This window comes from Curtobacterium sp. BRB10, assembly GCF_031844325.1.
In the GTDB taxonomy this organism is placed as follows: Bacteria; Actinomycetota; Actinomycetes; order Actinomycetales; family Microbacteriaceae; genus Curtobacterium; species Curtobacterium poinsettiae_A.
The window spans coordinates 1-13719 of record NZ_JAUZVA010000008.1; the positions used below are offsets into that span (position 1 = coordinate 1).

The window sequence follows — 13719 nt, forward strand, 5'->3', positions numbered from 1 at the left end:
AACCGTGCCGTTCGCGGGGTCCGGCGCCCGGACCCACGCCGCGATCGCGGGTTCCGAGCTGCACGTCGTCGCCGGCGGCCCGCACGGCGTCAACGTCAGCCACCCGGACGAGTGGAACCGCGTCGTCCTGCAGTTCCTGGCGAAGTAGCCACGCGACGACGGTGCCGCCGACCCCGGAGTCGGCGGCACCGCCGCGCCGCTACGACGTCGCCTGCCCCTCCGGCACGAACGCCTGCACGGACAGCAGCGAGGCATCGGCCGACGCGCACGCCTGGTAGTCCGTGTCCTTCACGAACAGGGACTCCTTCGAACCGGGCGGGTACACGCGGAAGCCGTCCGGGGTCTGCGGCGAGCAGTCGCCCGCGGAGTAGTTCTCGGCCCGGACGATCTTGAGCGGGGCGACGGCGGTCTTGCCGGGAGCGAGTGTGACGGTCGGGTGCGGGGAACTCTTCTCCGCCACGGCCGCCGCTCCGATCTGCTTGCCGGTGCCACCCCCGACGAACGAGACCCCCGGCCACCCCTGCACCGTGCAGGTCGTCGACCCGGTGTTCTCGAGCACCAGGTGCACGATGACGCTGCCGGCGGCACCACCGCTGCCGGCCTCGATGCGTCCGGCGAGCGACGACGCCGCGCACCGGTCACCAGCAGACGAACCGGTGGCACCGGAACCGGTGGACGAGCCGGACCCGGAGGACGGTGCCGCCGAGGCGGACTCCTCGGACGACTGCGGCGTGGACGCCGACGCGGACGGCGACGGCGCGGGCGCCGTGACGGTCTCGGTGGCGGCGGGCTGCCCGTCCGAGGCGCACCCCGCCAGGGTCCCGACGGCGACGAGCCCGGTCACGACGAGCAGGAACTTCGATCGGCTGCTGCGTTGCATGGTGCACAGGCAACCACCGAACGCCGCATCCGGTTCGGTCGGCGTCCAGGGACCACGGGCACACTCCGAGGCAAGCAACCCGAGCAGCGGAGGTCGGACATGACGGGCAAGCACGAACAGGCACGAGGCGACGAGGGTCGCGCGGACGGGGTCGAACCCCGCGCCGGAGCCTTCACGGACAGCGAGATCCCGGGCGAGGAGCACGTCGAGTCGACGGAGCCCGTCGGCGAGTTCGTCTCGAGCGACATCCCCGGCGAGACGCGACCGACCGGAACCGGACCCGACGGCGAGTACGTCGACTCGGACATCCCCGGCGAGGCCGAGCCGGCCCAGAACGGCGAGGTCGGGGAGTACACCGACACCGACAAGGCCTGACGGTCAGTCGATCAGCTCCGCCGCCACCAGGCGGCGGAGCGTCTCCACGCCCGCGGGCGGACAACGACCCGCGTCGGCGGAGGTGACCCACTCGACCTCGTCCACCTCGGCCGAGGCGACGGGCGTGGCGGAGTCCAGCGGGCCTCCCGGCCGGACCAGGAACAGCGTCATCGCGACCATGGTCCCAGGAGCCTGCCCGTGGGCGGGCTCGAGCACGACGCCGAACTCGTCGACGTCGGCGGCGGTGAGCCGCAGGCCGGTCTCCTCGTACGCCTCGCGCACGGCGGCCTCGACGTCGGTCTCGTGCGGCTCCGCCTTGCCACCGGGCAGGTAGAGCACGTCGCGCGCCCTGGCGCGCACCATCAGGACGCGTCGGTCACCCACCAGCAGCAGCGCACTCACGCGCAGCGTGGGTGGTTGGGCCGTGTCTGCCGGGGGGCCCACGCGCCCCGGTTCCGCCGCGCCGCGGAGCTTGCGGAGCGGCGTGGCGGCCGTGGGCGTGGGGCGGCTCAGCTCGCGTCCGCCTGGTCGTCGCGATCCGACGCGGTCGGATCCAGTGCCGTGCGGTCGGCCAGCGGGACGACGGGCGACGGCAGCTCCGGCTCGGCCTCCGGCCGGACGCCGTACAGGGAGTCGATCGCCCCGACGAACTCCTCACCGCGACCGGCGCGACCGAGCTCGCGAGCGCGGACCGAGGGACGGTGCAGCAGGACGCCGACCAGGTGCCGGAGCGCCCGCTCGGTGTGCTCGACGGACTCGCCGTCGGCGTCCGCGCGGCGCTTGGCCCGCTCGATCTCGTCGTCGAGGATGTCGAACACGTGCTTGCGGAACGCCACGAGCGCCGGGGTCGTCGACTGCTCCATCGCCTGGGCTCGGAACCGGGACACGGCGTCGTCGACCATCGCGCGGGCCTCGGACTCGGCGTTCAGCTCGGAGATCGGGGCGTGGATGCTGATCGTCTCGAGGTCGAGCAGTTCGACGCCGTCGACGCCGGCGGCTGCGGGGTCGACGTTGCGGGGGAGCCCGAGGTCGATGACGATGCGGCGCACCCCGTCGTCGAGGTCGGCCGGTGCGACGACCGGGACCTCGCTCGAGGTGCAGGTGATCAGGACGTCGCTCTCGCCGATGGCCTGGCGCAGGTCACGGGCGGCGACGAGGTCGTGCTTGGCGGCGAACCAGGGAGCGCGGCCCGAGGGTGAGAACACCTGGATGTTCGTGGCGCCACGGTCACGCAGGGCGGCGATGGTGGTGGCCGCGTAGCTGCCGGTACCGACGAGCAGCACGCGGGTGCGGGCCCAGTCGGTGACCCGCGACGAGGCGAGCTCGAGGCCCAGGCGCACGAGCGACCGGCCGGCGGCGCCGATGCGGGTGCGGGTCTTGACGCCGCGCGAGGTGTGCGCAGCCTCTTGGAAGAGGCGCTCGAGGTCCGAGGTGGTGGTGCCGTTCGACCGGGCGTCCTCGAGCGAGCGCCGGACCTGGCCGGAGATCTCGGTCTCGCCGACGACGACGGACTCGAGTCCGCTCGACACGGCGAACAGGTGCTGCACGACGTCCTTGCCGCCCAGCACGTTGACGGAGTCCAGGACCTCGGTGGCGTCCAGGTCGCTCGCGGCAGCCACGGCCTGCACGGTGGCGGAGACGGCGGAGTCGCTCTCGTCGCCCGCGATGTCGAGGTACGCCTCGAAGCGGTTGCAGGTCGCGAGGACCACTGCACCGTCCAGGACGCCGGCATCCGTGACGAGTCGGCTGGCTGCCGCGGGTGCACCGATGCTCAGTCGCTCCAGGAGATCGAAGCTGGCGTTGCGATGCGACGCCGTGAGACAGATGAGCACGTAGTCAATGGTAACGCGCTCGATGGGAGAATCATCCGGTGACCGAAGCGACGACCACATCCCTCCCCGACTCCCACCCCCTGGCATCAGGGCGGACGAGTGGTTCCCGCCTGGTGCGGGCCCTGCGGGGTGACCGTCCGGAGACGCTCCCGGTCTGGTTCATGCGGCAGGCCGGACGGTCCCTGCCGGAGTACCGGGAGCTCCGGGTCGGCACAGCCATGCTCGACGCCTGTCTCGACCCGGAGATGGCGTCGGAGATCACCCTGCAGCCGGTCCGCCGGCACGGGGTCGACGCGGGCATCTTCTTCAGCGACATCGTCGTGCCGATCAAGCTCGCCGGTGTGGACGTCGAGATCGTCCCCGGTCGTGGCCCGGTGCTCTCGTCGCCGATCCGCACCCCCGCCGACGTCGACGCCCTCGAGCAGCTCGACCCCGCGGCCCTCGCCCCGATCGAGCAGGCCGTCCGGCGCACGGTCGAGCAGCTCGGCGACACCCCGCTGATCGGTTTCGCGGGGGCGCCGTTCACCCTCGCCGCCTACCTGGTCGAGGGCGGCCCGTCCAAGGACCACATCCGCGCCCGCACGCTCATGCACGCCGACCCCGAGACGTGGGCGCGGCTGCTCGCCTGGGCCGCCGAGGTGTCCGGGATGTTCCTCCGGGCACAGGTGCTCGCCGGGGCCTCGGCCGCGCAGCTCTTCGACTCGTGGGTCGGGTCGCTCTCCCGCGCCGACTACGTCCGCTCCGTCGCACCGCACTCCGCGCAGGCGATGTCGCACGTCGCCGAGCTCGGGGTGCCGCGCATCCACTTCGGTGTCGGCAGTGGCGAGGTCCTGGCCGACATGACGACCTTCGGCACGGACACCGTCGGCGTCGACGCGGTCGGGGTCGACTGGCGCCTGCCGCTCGACCAGGCGGTCCAGCGCGTCGGCACCGGTGTCAGCGTGCAGGGCAACATCGACCCGGCGATGCTCTCGGCGCCGTGGGGCGTCCTCGAAGCGCACGTCCGCGACGTCGTCCGTCGGGGCGGTGCCGCACGGGCCCACGTCGTGAACCTCGGCCATGGGGTCCCGCCCGAGACCGACCCGGACGTCCTGACCCGCGTGGTCGAGCTGGTCCACTCGCTCGGCGACGGCCGCGCGGACGACGGTGCAGCGCAGGACGGAGCCGGCGCGTGACCGACGTCGTCGTGGTCGGCGGCGGGATCGCCGGGCTCGTCACCGCCCGTGACCTCGCCAAGGGCGGCGCCCACGTGGTGCTCGTCGAGTCCTCGGGCGAGCTCGGGGGCATGATCCGGCGGCACACCGTCGGCGGGATCGACCTGGACATGGCGGCGGACTCGTTCGCCACCCGCACGGACGCCGTCGGCCGCCTGGCGATCGAGCTCGGGCTCGGCAACGACGTCGTCGCCCCCGACCCGCGCGGCGCCTGGCTCATGACCCGCGACGGCCGGACCTCCCCGATCCCCGCGACCGGGCTCCTCGGCATCCCGAGCACCCCGATGGCCGCCGACGTGCTGGCCGTGGTCGGGCAGAAGGGCGGCCTGCGCGCCCAGATGGACTCGCTGCTGCCGGCACCGGTGGGTGCCAAGGCCTCCTCGCTCGGCGAACTCGTCCGCCGGCGCATGGGGGAGCGGGTGCTCGACGACCTCGTGGTGCCGATCGCCGGTGGCGTGCACTCCACCCACCCCGACCAGCTCGACCCCGACCGGGTGGCTCCGGGCCTGCGTGCCGCGCTGCTCCGCGAGGGGTCGCTCGCCCGGGCGGTCCTGTCACTCCGCGCACGCGCGGCCGCCGGCACCCCGGTGCAGGGGATCCGCGGTGGGACGGTGCGTCTGGTGGACGAGCTCGTCGCCGACATGGAGACCTACGGGGTGGACGTCCGGCTGCGCACCCGGGCGACCCGCATCGAGGCGCACGCGGTCGAGATCGTCTGCGCCGACGGCACGACCGAACGGCTGCCGGCCCAGCACACCCTGTCCTCCGTCGCCGATCCGGAGCGCACCGCCGCCCCCGACCGGACGGGCATCCAGCTCGTCACGCTCGTCGTCGACCAGCCGGACCTCGACGCCGCCCCGCGTGGCACCGGGATGCTCGTGCACCCGGACGCGCAGGCGGTGTCGGCGAAGGCCCTCACACACGCGACGGTGAAGTGGCCGTGGCTGGCCGACGTTGCGGACGGACGCCACGTCCTGCGGCTGAGCTACGCGACCGCCGCGACGGACCCTGCGGGCGTCGCCACGAGCCTCCCGGTCGACCCGGCCGACCCCGTCGGCAACCGCGCCCTGCAGGACGCGTCCACGCTGCTCGGCGTGCCGATCACGGCGGACCGCGTCAGCGGCGCCGCCCGTGTCGGCTGGTACGGACCGGACCTCGCCGCGGCCGGTCTGGCCGAGGGTGTCGTCGGCATCGGCGAGGCCTCGACCGGACGCGGCCTGGCGGGCATCATCGCCGCCGCTCGGAAGGCGGCCGACGAGATCCTCGCTTCCTGAGCGGACCCCGCAGCCCCTGAGGGCTACTGTTGGTGAGACCGCCGGACGTATTCCGTTCGGTGCATGACCACCGCACAACCAATGCACGGAGGAATCGCACATGCGCGGAAAGCTCCTGTTCGTCGCCGGCGCCGCACTCGGGTACGTCCTGGGATCGCGAGCCGGACGGGCGCGGTACGAGCAGATCAAGACCGTCAGCGGCAAGGTCTGGAACAGCAACGGCGTCCAGAAGGGCGTGCACGTCGCCGAGGACTTCATCGCCGACAAGACCCCGGACGTCGCCGAGTTCATCGGTGAGACGACCAAGAAGGCCGTTCGCAAGGTCGGCCAGAAGAAGGACACCACCACCTCATGACCGACACCCGCGATCGCAAGTCGCGTTCGCTGTTCGGCCTGGTCGGTGACGTCCCGAATCTCGTCAAGGGCCTGGTCAAGGGCGAGATCGACCTGCTCAAGGCCGAGATGCTCGCGAAGGCGAAGATCTTCGGCCTCGCAGCCGGTCTGCTGGTCGGCGCGCTCGTCGTCGTGCTCTACGCGATCGGCGTCCTGCTGACAGCAGCCGTGATGGGCCTCGCGACCGTGATGCCGGCGTGGCTGGCCGCGCTGGTGGTGGCCGTGGTGATGCTGATCATCGCCGCGATCCTCGGTCTCGTCGGCTGGAAGCGGCTGAAGAAGGGCCTGCCGATCACGCCGAAGCGCACCATCGCCAGCGTCAAGGACGACATCAACGCGGTCAAGGGCCTCGGCAAGAAGCCGACCCCGCCGACGCAGTACGGCAGCCGCAAGCCGGACGTCGACGGCCGCTCCTGAGCGCCGACAGCCCTGACAGCCGCACCACCGACGGAGGAACCGTGACCGACCCGCACGACGATCTCGCTGCTCGCGTCGCCGCGACCCGCGCCCAGTTGTTCGACACCCTCGACGCGATCGAGGACAAGCTCAACGTCCCGAAGCAGATCGGGATCGCGGCGTCGAAGTTCAAGCGCGGCCTCGACGAGAAGCCGGTGCCCTACCTGGCCGGTCTCGCAGCCGGCGTGGCGGTGGTCGGGGGTATCGTCGTGATGGTGCTCCGACGGCGGTAGACCGCCCGAGCGCGGTCCACCGGGTGCGGGGCGGCCAACACCCTGGCAACCGATAGGACAATGGATCCATGAGCTCCGACGCGCCCGCGCACGCGAACGACCACCCCCACACCGAACCCGCTGAGACCGTTCACCCGGACTCCGGGATCGACCCGAACCTGCTGACGGCCTACGCCCTCTGGGCAGTGTTCCGCCGGCCCCTCGGTCCGGTCCACCGCGTCGGCGACGACGCCGTGGCCGAACTCGACACCGTGATCGCCGGCGCCGCCGAGCGCGGGGTCACGATCCGCGGCTTCTACGACGTCTCGGCCTTCCGTGCCGATGCCGACGTCATGGTCTGGCTGCACGGCGACGACGCGCGGGCCATCCAGGCCGTGCTGCGCGAGATCCGTCGCACCGGCCTGTTCCAGGACGCCGAGCCGGTCTGGCACGTGATGGCGATGCACCGCGAGGCCGAGTTCAACAAGCGGCACACCCCCGCGTTCCTGCGCGGCAAGGACCCCGAGGCGTGGATCACGGTGTACCCGTTCGTCCGCTCCTACGAGTGGTACCTGCTGCCCGAGGAAGAGCGCTCGAAGATGCTCCGCGACCACGGCATCGCCGGCGCGAAGTACCGCCGCGTGCTCACGAACACCATCGCGACCTTCGCCCTGAGCGACTACGAGTGGATCCTGCCGCTCGAGAGCCCGGACCTCGTCGACCTCGTCGACCTGATGCGCGATCTCCGCTACACCGAAGCGCGCATGCACGTGCGCGAAGAGGTCCCCTTCTTCACGGGTCGTCGCGTGACGACCGCCGAACTCCCGGAGGTGCTGTCATGACCGACACCAGCATGATCACGAACGGCCAGGTCCTCGCCGCCACCCCCGCGGCGGCGTCCGGTCCCGAGCACGTCGAGACCCCGACCGCGTACGACGCGATCCTGCTCGCCGGCTTCGGTGGCCCCGAGGGCCAGGACGACGTCATCCCCTTCCTGCGCAACGTCACCCGCGGCCGCGGGATCCCGGACGAGCGTCTGGAAGAGGTGGCGCACCACTACCGCCACTTCGGCGGCGTGAGCCCGATCAACGCGCAGAACCGTGCGCTCAAGGCCGCACTCGAGGCCGAGTTGGCGTCGCGCGGCATCGACATGCCGGTCCTCTGGGGCAACCGCAACTGGGAGCCCTACCTGGAAGAAGCCTTCACCGAGGCGGCGGACAAGGGCTACACGAAGCTCGTCGCCATCGCCACGAGCGCGTACTCGTCGTTCTCGAGCTGCCGGCAGTACCGCGAGGACTACGCCCGCGTGCTCACCGAGACCGGTCTGATCGACACGATCCAGATCGACAAGGTCCGCCAGTTCTTCGACCACCCGGGCTTCGTCCGCCCGTTCATCGACGGCGTCCGCGACGGCATGGCCCGCGCGATCGCCGAGAACGAGGGCCTCGACGTCGCGACCGAGCTGCAGGTGCTCTTCTCGACGCACTCGATCCCGTCGTCCGACGCCGCCCGCTCCGGCCCCGACTACCGCGGGTTCGACGAGCACGGCGCGTACGAGGCGCAGCACCTGGCCGTCGGCGAGGTCGTCCTCGACCAGGCCTGGGCCGAGCTCCTCGAGCAGCCCGAGCACGCCCACCTGCAGGGCACGTCGAAGCCCGCCTGGAAGCTCGTCTACCAGTCGCGCTCCGGCCCCCCGACGCAGCCGTGGCTCGAGCCCGACATCAACGACTACATGAACGAGGACCTCAAGGGCGGCCCGACGCGTGCCGTGCTGATCGTCCCGCTCGGCTTCGTCAGCGACCACATGGAGGTCATGTGGGACCTCGACGAGGAAGCCACCGAGACCGCCGGTGAGCTCGGCTTCTGGTCGCTCCGCACGCAGACCCCCGGCATCGACCCGGCCTACGTGTCCGGTCTCGTCGACCTGGTGCTCGAGCGCGTCAACGGCACGCCCAAGGCCGAGCGCCCGCACATGACCGACATCGGCCCCTGGTACGACGTGTGCCGTCCGGGCTGCTGCGAGAACGTGCGAGCGGGGTTCAAGCCCGCCGCCGCGGGCGTCGCTCCGTGACCGACACGACCGCGGACGACCCCAGCACCACCGGGCCCGACGGGCCGACCCCGATCCGGCTCGGCACCCGTGCCAGCCGGCTCGCGGTCGCGCAGTCGCAGGACGTCGCCGACCGCCTGGCGAAGGCGGCCGGTCGCCCCGTCGAACTCGTCACCGTCACGAGCGAGGGCGACACGAACCGTGCCTCGCTGGCGTCGCTCGGCGGCACCGGCGTCTTCGCCAGCGCGCTGCGTGAAGCCCTGGTCGCGGGCGAGGTCGACGTCCTCGTGCACTCGCTCAAGGACCTGCCGACCGCGCCGTACCCGGGCCTGACGATCGGTGCCGTGCCGAAGCGCGCCGACGCCCGTGACGTCCTCGTCGCCCGGAACGGCGCCACCGTCGACACCCTGCCCGAGGGCGCGAAGGTCGGCACCGGTTCGCCGCGCCGTGCCGCGCAGCTCCGTGCGCAGCGCCCGGACCTCGACGTCGTCGACATCCGCGGCAACATCGACACCCGCCTCGGTCGGGTGGACGACGACCTCGACGCCGTGGTGCTCGCCGCCGCGGGCCTCGGCCGCATCGACCGCCTGTCGGCCGCCACGGAACTGCTCGACCTCGGCTTCTGGCCGAGTGCTCCCGGGCAGGGCGCGCTCGCGGTGGAGATCCGCTCGGACGAGACCGACCGGGGGCTGCTCGCCGCACTCCGCAAGATCGAGCACGCCCCCACCCGCTTGACGGTGACGGCCGAGCGCGAGGTCCTCGCCAAGCTCGAGGCCGGCTGCTCCGCCCCGATCGGTGCGACGGCCGTCGTGGACGCCGAGCTGCTGCTCGTGTCCGCGACCGTCTACCGTCCCGACGGCACCGAGTACCGCACCGCGTCGCACGCGGCCGTGCTCGACGGGTCGGCGCAGGACCGCCTCGACGAGGCGCTCGCGGTGGGCGGTCGCGTGGCGACCGAGCTGCTCGAGAACGGCGCTGCAGACCTCGCCGACCTGGCGACCACCGTCGCCGAGGACACCACGGACGGGCCGTACACCGCGGGTCCCGGACTCGCGACGCCGGCCGAGTAGGCGGTCACCACGGAACCCTCCACCACCGCGACGGACGAGGCGCGACCCCCGGTCGTCCTCGTCCCGCGTGGCGGTGCGTGGGGGGACCGGGTCGCCACGGCGGCGCGGGCCCGTGGGCTCGCCCCCGTCGTCGTCCCGCTCATCACGGACGCTCCGCCGTCCGACCCCGCCGCGCTCGACGCTGCGGTCCGTCGACTGGTCGCCCAGGACACGGCCGGGAGGAATGGATCACCGACGCACGTCGGTGACCGAACCCCTGTGGCTGGTTACGCCTGGGTGGTGGTGACCAGTGCGACGGCCGTGACGGTCTTGTCGGAACGCCTGGCGGGCCTCCCGGCCGGGGTCCGCGTCGCCGCGGTCGGCGAGCCGACCGCCCGTGCCGCGCGCGCTGCGGGCTGGATCGTCGACCTCGTGCCGGACGAGACGTCCGCCGCCGGCCTGGTGCAGGAGCTGCCGGACACCGACGGCACCGTGCTGTTCCCCCGCTCCGAGATCGCGGCACCCACGCTCGTCGACGGCCTGCGTGCCCGCGGCATCGACGTGGACGACGTGGTCGCGTACCGTACCGTGGGGACCGGCGACGAGCCGATCACCCTCGAGACGGCGCCGGCTGCGGTGCTCGTGACGAGCGGCAGCGTCGCCCGTGAGATCGCCCGCCGGATGACCCCGCTCGACCCCCGCACCATGGTGGCCTGCATCGGCCCCGGGACCGCGACCGACGCCCGTGCGGCCGGACTCCCCGTGCACGCGGTCGGACGAACCCGGTCCGCAGAAGCCCTGCTCGACGCCGTCGTCGAGGCACTGAACCCAACCACCCCCCACCAGGAAGGTCACCCGTGACTGGACGCTTCCCCCAGGTCCGACCCCGTCGGCTCCGCGCCACCCCCGCGATGCGACGACTCGTGGCCGAGACCCGGCTCCACCCCGCCGAGCTCGTGCTGCCGATGTTCATCCGCGAAGGTGCGACCGACGCCGTGGACATCTCGAGCATGCCGGGCGTGCAGCAGCACTCCCTCGACTCGTTCCGCCGCGCGCTGGTCGACGCCGCGTCGGTCGGTGTGGGTGGCGTGAACCTGTTCGGCGTCCCGACCACGAAGGACGCCACCGGCTCCGGCGCGACCGACCCGGACGGCATCCTCAACGTGGCGATCCGCGTCGCTCGGCAGGAGGTGGGGGATGCCCTCGTGGTGCAGTCCGACCTGTGCCTCGACGAGTTCACCGACCACGGACACTGCGGCGTGCTGGCGGCCGACGGCTCCGTCGACAACGACGCCACGCTGCTGCGCTACCGCGACATGGCGGTCGCCCAGGCCGAGGCCGGCGCCGAGCTCGTGTGCATGAGCGGGATGATGGACGGCCAGATCGCCGCCGCACGTGACGCCCTCGACGGTGCCGGGCACAGCGGCACCGCGCTGCTCGCCTACGCCGCCAAGTACGCCTCGGCGTTCTACGGTCCCTTCCGCGAGGCCGTGTCGTCCTCGCTCGTCGGTGACCGCCGGACGTACCAGATCGACGCCGCGAACGGTCGGCAGGGGCTCCGCGAGGTCGCGCTCGACGTCGACGAGGGCGCCGACATCGTGATGGTGAAGCCCGCGATGAGCTACCTCGACGTGCTCGCCGAGACCGCGGCGACCTCGCCGGTCCCGGTCTGGGCGTACCAGATCTCCGGCGAGTACGCGATGATCACCGCAGCAGCGCAGAACGGGTGGATCGACCGCGACGCCGCCGCGATGGAGTCGCTCGTCGGCATCAAGCGCGCCGGAGCCGACGCGATCCTGACCTACTTCGCCGTCGACATCGCACGGAAGCTCAACGAGGAAGCGGGCCTCCGCACCTCGGGCAGCACCGCGGACGTCGCCGGCATCGCCTCGACCGGGAAGGCCCCCGAATGACCACGAACGACCAGCTCTTCGGCCGTGCCAAGAACGCGATCCCCGGTGGCGTGAACTCCCCGGTCCGCGCCTACGGGTCGGTCGGCGGTACCCCGCGCTTCCTGGTGTCCGCGAAGGGCGCCTACGTCACCGACGCCGAGGGCCGCGAGTACGTCGACCTCGTCGCGTCGTGGGGCCCCGCGATCCTCGGGCACGCCCACCCGGGCACGGTCGAGGCCGTGCAGCAGGCCGCCGCACGTGGACTGTCGTTCGGGGCGTCGACCCCGGGCGAGACCGAGCTGGCCGAACTCGTGAAGCAGCGGGTGTCGGTGGACGGCGACGGCCCCATCGAGAAGCTCCGCATGGTGTCGACGGGCACCGAGGCCACGATGACCGCGATCCGGCTGGCCCGCGGCTACACCGGTCGCGACCTGCTCGTGAAGTTCGCCGGGCACTACCACGGGCACTCGGACTCCCTGCTGGCCGAGGCCGGCTCGGGTGTCGCGACGCTGGCCATGCCGGGCAGCGCGGGCATCACCGCCGAGACCGCCGCGCAGACCCTCGTGCTGCCGTACAACGACCTCGACGCCGTCCGACGCGCGTTCGACGAGCACTCCGAGCGCATCGCCGCCGTCATCGTCGAGTCCACCGCCGCGAACATGGGTGTCCTGGCACCCGAGCGCGGCTTCAACCGTGCCCTGGCGCAGATCACGCAGTCGCACGGCGCGCTCCTCATCGTCGACGAGGTCCTCACCGGGTTCCGTGTCGGTGCTGCCGGCTGGTGGGGCCTCGAGGCGTCCAAGGTCGTGCCGGACGGCGCCGGGTGGAAGCCCGACCTCACCACGTTCGGCAAGGTCATCGGCGGCGGCATGCCCCTCGCCGCGCTCGGCGGTCGGCGCGAGGTCATGGACTTCCTCGCCCCGCTCGGGCCGGTGTACCAGGCCGGCACCCTGTCCGGGAACCCGCTGGCCGTCGCCGCCGGCACCGCGACGCTCCGCGCCGCCACCGCTGAGGTGTACGAGCACCTCGACCGCACGGCCTCGACGATCGCCACCGCGACGAGCGATGCCCTGTCGGCCGAGGGCGTCGCCCACACCGTGCAGCACGCCGGCAACCTGTTCTCGTTCGCGTTCTCGGAGACCGCGCCGCGGAACTACGATGACGTGCGGGCGCAGGACGTGTTCCGCTACGCGCCGTTCTTCCACGCGATGCTCGACGCGGGGGTGACCCTGCCGCCGAGCGTCTTCGAGGCGTGGTTCGTCACCGCCGCGCACGACGACCGCGCGGTCGGGCGGATCCTCGACGCCCTGCCCGCGGCCGCGAAGGCTGCTGCCGCCGCGACCGCGTGACCGGCGCGGAGGCTGCTGCCGCCGCGACCGCGTGACGGGCAGCGGGCCTCAGGAGCAGTCGGACTTCGTGAAGGTCGTGTCGACGGTCTTCGACGAGCCCTCGAACGCGTAGGTGTACCGCATGTCGACGTCCTCGTCGAGGAGCTTCTTCGTCTCGCTGTTCGAGCAGAGGTTCGGCCCGACGGCGTCGCGGATGGCCCCCTCGGTGATCGAGGCCGGATCGACGTTCGCCGACACGGTGTAGTCGTAGTGGATCGCCGCGCCCTCGGCCTCGATCCCGGTCCACGTCGTGACGGAGTCGACCTGCTTGGGCAGGTCGCTCTGCTCGCGGATCTGCTCGACGGCCTTCGAGACCTTCTCCTCCGTGGAGTCGCTGAAGGCCGCATTGAGTCCCTGGCGGACGAGGAACGCCACCACCACGGCGACGACGACGCCGAGCACCGAGATCAGGACGCGCTTGCCTCGGGAGGACGACGACTTGGGCGGGGGTGCGTACGGTGCGGCTCCGGCGGGGGCGGCCTGGGCGTAGGGCTGGCCTGCGAGCGGTTGCTGCGCGTAGGGCTGGCCTGCTGGCTGCTGCTGCGCGTAGGGCTGGCCTGCGGGCTGCTGCTGGGGCTGGCCGACGGGCTGCTGCGGGTACTGCTGGCCGTTGGGCTGGCCGGCGTCGGGCTGGCCGGCGTTGGGCTGCGGCTCGGACCCCGGGTAGAGCGGCGGCGTGTTCGTCATGGTTCCCCCTGGTGACG

16 protein-coding genes are annotated in these 13719 nt (G+C 72.5%); 12 read left to right on the plus strand and 4 right to left on the minus strand.

Annotated features, from left to right (window positions below; genetic code table 11):
* Positions 1-199: 199 nt before the first annotated feature.
* The gene (locus Q9R26_RS15995) at positions 200-880 is read right to left on the minus strand and encodes a DUF4232 domain-containing protein (protein ID WP_311227874.1); all 681 of its coding nucleotides are present in this window, start codon (positions 878-880) and stop codon (positions 200-202) included.
* Between the two features lie 99 nt (positions 881-979).
* Between Q9R26_RS15995 and Q9R26_RS16000 the strand changes: the two genes are divergently transcribed.
* A complete protein-coding gene (locus Q9R26_RS16000) occupies positions 980-1255 on the plus strand; it encodes a hypothetical protein (RefSeq protein WP_071404469.1) in 276 nt (91 codons plus the stop codon).
* A 3-nt stretch (positions 1256-1258) separates the two neighbouring features.
* Here Q9R26_RS16000 and Q9R26_RS16005 read toward each other — a convergent pair whose 3' ends face one another.
* Both Q9R26_RS16005 and Q9R26_RS16010 read right to left on the minus strand, forming a co-directional pair.
* Complete coding sequence (locus tag Q9R26_RS16005; RefSeq protein WP_311227875.1) at positions 1259-1657, minus strand: NUDIX domain-containing protein; 399 nt, start codon at positions 1655-1657, stop codon at positions 1259-1261.
* A gap of 107 nt (positions 1658-1764) precedes the next feature.
* Positions 1765-3087, minus strand: coding sequence for a glutamyl-tRNA reductase (locus Q9R26_RS16010; RefSeq protein WP_311227876.1), 1323 nt, complete (start codon positions 3085-3087; stop codon positions 1765-1767).
* A 38-nt stretch (positions 3088-3125) separates the two neighbouring features.
* Here Q9R26_RS16010 and hemE point away from each other — a divergent pair, with 38 nt between their 5' ends.
* The 11 genes from hemE (at position 3126) to hemL (ending at position 12976) form a co-directional block, all read left to right on the plus strand.
* Positions 3126-4262: a uroporphyrinogen decarboxylase gene (gene hemE, locus Q9R26_RS16015; protein WP_182064231.1), complete on the plus strand. Its 1137-nt coding sequence runs from the start codon at positions 3126-3128 to the stop codon at positions 4260-4262.
* A complete protein-coding gene (locus Q9R26_RS16020) occupies positions 4259-5575 on the plus strand; it encodes an FAD-dependent oxidoreductase (RefSeq protein WP_311227877.1) in 1317 nt (438 codons plus the stop codon). Before hemE ends, Q9R26_RS16020 begins: the two co-directional genes overlap by 4 nt.
* 100 nt (positions 5576-5675) lie before the next feature.
* Positions 5676-5930 carry a hypothetical protein gene (locus Q9R26_RS16025; RefSeq protein WP_017887727.1) on the plus strand — a complete coding sequence of 85 codons (255 nt, stop codon included), beginning with the start codon at positions 5676-5678 and terminating at the stop codon, positions 5928-5930.
* Positions 5927-6385, plus strand: coding sequence for a phage holin family protein (locus tag Q9R26_RS16030; protein ID WP_311227878.1), 459 nt, complete (start codon positions 5927-5929; stop codon positions 6383-6385). The genes Q9R26_RS16025 and Q9R26_RS16030 overlap by 4 nt, the downstream gene beginning before the upstream one ends.
* A gap of 41 nt (positions 6386-6426) precedes the next feature.
* The gene (locus tag Q9R26_RS16035) at positions 6427-6657 is read left to right on the plus strand and encodes a DUF3618 domain-containing protein (RefSeq protein WP_027467026.1); all 231 of its coding nucleotides are present in this window, start codon (positions 6427-6429) and stop codon (positions 6655-6657) included.
* Between the two features lie 68 nt (positions 6658-6725).
* The gene (hemQ, locus tag Q9R26_RS16040) at positions 6726-7478 is read left to right on the plus strand and encodes a hydrogen peroxide-dependent heme synthase (RefSeq protein WP_311227879.1); all 753 of its coding nucleotides are present in this window, start codon (positions 6726-6728) and stop codon (positions 7476-7478) included.
* Positions 7475-8707 carry a ferrochelatase gene (locus Q9R26_RS16045; protein WP_209132655.1) on the plus strand — a complete coding sequence of 411 codons (1233 nt, stop codon included), beginning with the start codon at positions 7475-7477 and terminating at the stop codon, positions 8705-8707. Before hemQ ends, Q9R26_RS16045 begins: the two co-directional genes overlap by 4 nt.
* Positions 8704-9756 carry a hydroxymethylbilane synthase gene (hemC, locus tag Q9R26_RS16050; protein WP_259578544.1) on the plus strand — a complete coding sequence of 351 codons (1053 nt, stop codon included), beginning with the start codon at positions 8704-8706 and terminating at the stop codon, positions 9754-9756. The genes Q9R26_RS16045 and hemC overlap by 4 nt, the downstream gene beginning before the upstream one ends.
* Positions 9757-10014: 258 nt before the next feature.
* Positions 10015-10596 (plus strand): uroporphyrinogen-III synthase, encoded by a 582-nt coding sequence (locus Q9R26_RS16055; RefSeq protein WP_262139732.1) that lies wholly within the window; start codon positions 10015-10017, stop codon positions 10594-10596.
* Entirely contained in the window at positions 10593-11648 is a 1056-nt protein-coding gene (gene hemB / locus Q9R26_RS16060; RefSeq protein WP_259362639.1) for a porphobilinogen synthase, read from the plus strand. The genes Q9R26_RS16055 and hemB overlap by 4 nt, the downstream gene beginning before the upstream one ends.
* Complete coding sequence (hemL, locus tag Q9R26_RS16065) at positions 11645-12976, plus strand: glutamate-1-semialdehyde 2,1-aminomutase (RefSeq protein ID WP_311227880.1); 1332 nt, start codon at positions 11645-11647, stop codon at positions 12974-12976. Before hemB ends, hemL begins: the two co-directional genes overlap by 4 nt.
* 48 nt (positions 12977-13024) lie before the next feature.
* Here hemL and Q9R26_RS16070 read toward each other — a convergent pair whose 3' ends face one another.
* The gene (locus Q9R26_RS16070; protein WP_311227881.1) at positions 13025-13702 is read right to left on the minus strand and encodes a hypothetical protein; all 678 of its coding nucleotides are present in this window, start codon (positions 13700-13702) and stop codon (positions 13025-13027) included.
* Positions 13703-13719: the final 17 nt, after the last annotated feature.